The following is a 3,946-nucleotide window of genomic DNA, read 5'->3' as shown; positions in this document are numbered from 1 at the left end:
GATCTAAACGCTGCAATTAATTTATCGCGTCTGGCTAAGGCGTGAAAGTCTACTGAGGGATAACTGCTCCCATGCTCCCGTTGAAGTAGAAAGTAAAGTCTAGTTTTGTCTAGGTTTTATATAGCAGTTGGTAATGATCACGCGATTTGTGCAAAAATAGGAAAATTATCTTTTTTTCTGGACCCTGCAATCCTACTTTCTTAATGAAAACTCTGAACACGGACACGATATAACCAGCGCCCATTAAGATATTTCAAATTATATACTATATGCAATTAAACGATCAGCTGTTTACTTCAAAGAGTGTACATCAAATTATTGATCGTTGTCCCTTGAGGATTAGCCCTGACAGCCCTGTAATGGATGCTATTGTCTTGATTCAAGAACAAAGTAACAGCCCAAAAATAGTCAACGCCCCAGAATCATTACCAAAAAGCAAAAGTAGAAGCTATGTTTTAGTGGTAGAAGAAAAGCATTTATTAGGCATATTTACCCTGAGAGATGTACTACGTTTGAAAGCTCTTAACTGGGATTTATGGAATACAAAAATAACTGAAGTGATGACAAAGGAAGTTATCACACTAAGAGAATCACATTTGCAAGATATTACCACAGTTTTGTCAATCTTGCAGCAACATGGAATCCATCATTTGCCCATTGTGGATGATGGGGAAGAACTGGTAGGAGTAGTCAGAGAATGTGACTTGTTAGCAGAATTAAATTTAGTGCAAATAGTTGGTGTAGTTGAGAGTTTACAGCAATATTTCCAAGAATCAGAACAGTCCACACATACATCCAATAAATGTCAATATCATCATCATACAATAGAGGAAGTATGCTGTAAGACTCAAAATATTATACACAGATTGGTAGCAGAAAAAATTGCCAACGAGATAAAAATTAACGAAGAACTTCAGCAAACTCTAGAAGAACTGCAAATTGTTGAAGAAGAACTACGCCAACAAAACGAACAACTCGTTGTTGCTCGTGAGATTGTAGAATTAGAACGCCGACGCTACCAAAATTTGTTTGAGTTGACACCTTATGGTTATTTAGTAACCGATAAATTAGGCATTATTCAAGAAGCCAATCATGCAGCATCAACCTTACTATCTGTAGACTCCAAATATCTAGTAGGTAAGCCCCTAACAATTTTTATTACTCAAGAAGAACGTCATACATTTATATCCCAACTAACAGATTTAGAACAATTTCCAGAATGGGAAATTAGTATCCAACCACGAGAAGGAAAGCCATTTCCTGCTAGTGTGAAAGTAGCTCCAATGTACAATCCTCAAAATCAACAGAGTGGCTGGATGTGGTTATTGAGCAATATTAGTGAACGCAAACAAGCTGAGACAGCACTCATTAAAGATACTGAAGAGTTAGAAAAACGAGTAGCAGAACGGACAAGAGAATTAGTAATTGCTAATCAAGCTTTGCAGCAAGAAATGAAAGAGCGCAAGGAAACAGAATCCGCCCTGCAAAAGAGTGAGGAGATATTTCGGCAATTTACTGAAAACATGGACTCATATATATGGATTGGTAGGCAAGATTGCAGTAACGTCTATTATATTAACCCGGCTTATGAGAAAATTTGGGGTCGTTCCTGCCAAAGTCTGCGGGAAAATCCTCTATCTTGGATAGAAGCAATTCATCCAGAAGACCTTGACCGCTTGATGGCAGAAGTGGAGGTGTATCATCAACAAGGTGGAAATGCTAGTTCAGAATATCGTATTATCCATTCTGATGGATCAATACGCTGGCTGTTGTCCAGACGCTTTGCGATCAAGAATGAACAAGGGCAAGTGGAATACTATGGTAGTATTGGTGAAGACATTACCGAGCGTCAACTGGCTGACCAAACTTTGCGAGAAAGTGAAGAGCGACTAACTTTAGCCCTCGAAGCGGTCAAAATGGGAATATGGGATTGGAACGTGACCACCAATACCTATATATGGTCTGCTCATATAGGTCTACTGTACGGATTGCCCAATGGTAGTTTGTGTCCACCAACTTGTTCAGATTTCTTAGATTTAATTCATCCTGAAGATACTCAGGTTTTTACTCAAGCACTGAATCTTGCCATGGAGCAAAAAACCGAGTTTAGTGTTGAATATCGGGCTGTTTGGCCTGACGGTAGCCTACACTGGTTAAGCACCAGAGGAAAAGTCTACTATAACAAACAAAGTCAGCCAATACGGGTAATTGGTACAACTAGAGATATATCTGAGCGCAAGCAAAAAGAACAGCAAATTTCGGATCAAGCTGCTTTATTAGATATCGCTACTGATGCTATTTTTGTGCGAGATTTTGACACAAAAATCATATTTTGGAGTCGGGGAGCAGAAAGGATATACGGTTGGGCTAAGGATGAAGCTGTCGGTAAAAACCTTCAGGATATTTTCTGCCCTAAAACTGCACTACAAAAAGAAGCAAACGCTCTGAAAACAGTAGTCAAGTTAGGAAATTGGCAAGGTGAGTTACGTAAAAAAACCAAATCTGGCCAGGAAATTATTGTAGAAAGTCGTTGGACACTGATGTTTGATGCTGATGGACAACCAAAATCCATCTTAGTTGTAGATACTGATATTACAGAAAGAAAAAAACTAGAAGAGCAGTTTTTCCGTACTCAAAGATTAGAAAGCATTGGTACTTTAGCTGGTGGTATTGCCCACGATTTAAATAATATCTTGACACCTATTTTAATCGCCACCCAATTACTTAAAGGCAAACTTGCCAAAAATCAAGAACGCCATCCCCAAATGCTTGATATTATTGAAAATAATGCTCAACGAGGTTCAGCTTTAGTCAGACAAGTTTTATCCTTTGCGCGAGGTTTAAAAGGAGAAAAAACAATAGTACAAGTTAAACACCTGATTACAGAAATTATCCAAATTGCTAAACAGACATTCCCCAAATCCATTGAATTTAGCACTCAAATCCCTGAAAATCTTTGGACTGTTGCTGGAGATACTACACAACTACATCAGGTATTAATGAACCTGGTAGTTAATGCCCATGATGCCATGCCAGCAGGTGGAATGCTAACAATTGCTGGGGAAAATATGTTTATTGATGAAGCTTATGCAAAGATGAATCTTGAATCGAAAGTTGGACATTATATTGTGATTACTGTCACGGATACAGGGTTAGGTATGTCCCCAAAAATAGTAGAGAACATTTTTGAGCCATTTTTTACCACTAAAGAAGTTGGTACTGGAACAGGATTGGGTTTGTCAACAGCGTTAGGAATTATTAAAAGTCATAATGGTTTTGTGACAGTTTCCAGCCAAGTTGGTAAAGGCAGTACATTTAAAGTCTTCTTGCCATCAGCAGAATCCCCTCAAGTTCCTAGTTTAGAGCAATTAGACATTAAACCGGGAAACGGAGAATTGATTTTGATAGTTGATGATGAACCTCAAATACTTGATGTGGCTACAATGATCCTGGAAAATAACAATTACCAGACCTTGACTGCTAGTAATGGCATTGAAGCGATCGCTCTTTATGCCCAATACAAACAGGAAATTAGTGTAGTTTTAATGGATATGATGATGCCAGAAATGGATGGTGTCACTGCCATTCGCACTATGCAAAAAATGAACCCAGATGTACAAGTGATTGCTTGTAGTGGACTGGGTACAATAGAGTTATTGCCAGAATCAGGAGAAACAAAAGTTCAAGCAGTTTTATTAAAACCCTATACAGCCAATGATTTATTACAGAGTTTAAATCAGGTAATGGGTAATTGACAATTGACAATTGACAATGGAGAATTGACAATTATCAATTATCAATTATCAATTATTTTTCTCCTATATAGGGTTTGCTGAATAAACCTAAAACCTTGATATATCAAAGGTTAGAGGCTGATAAACACAGAAATTAGTGCAAGGGTTTTGAAGGGTATACCGGAAAAAGTGTGCATTTTTTGGGATTTCAA

At 37.9% G+C, this 3,946-nt stretch carries 1 protein-coding gene; it reads left to right on the top strand.

The genetic code is table 11. The annotated features are described in order from the left end of the window. The first annotated feature begins 269 nt into the window (after window positions 1-269). On the top strand, window positions 270-3,755 hold the full coding sequence (locus H6F45_RS25995) for a PAS domain S-box protein (protein ID WP_190348799.1): 3,486 nt from the start codon (window positions 270-272) through the stop codon (window positions 3,753-3,755). The last annotated feature ends 191 nt before the right edge of the window (window positions 3,756-3,946 follow it).

The organism is Sphaerospermopsis sp. FACHB-1194, assembly GCF_014696235.1.
In the GTDB taxonomy this organism is placed as follows: Bacteria; Cyanobacteriota; Cyanobacteriia; order Cyanobacteriales; family Nostocaceae; genus Sphaerospermopsis; species Sphaerospermopsis kisseleviana.
This window is presented reverse-complemented; position numbering and strand designations above follow the sequence as displayed.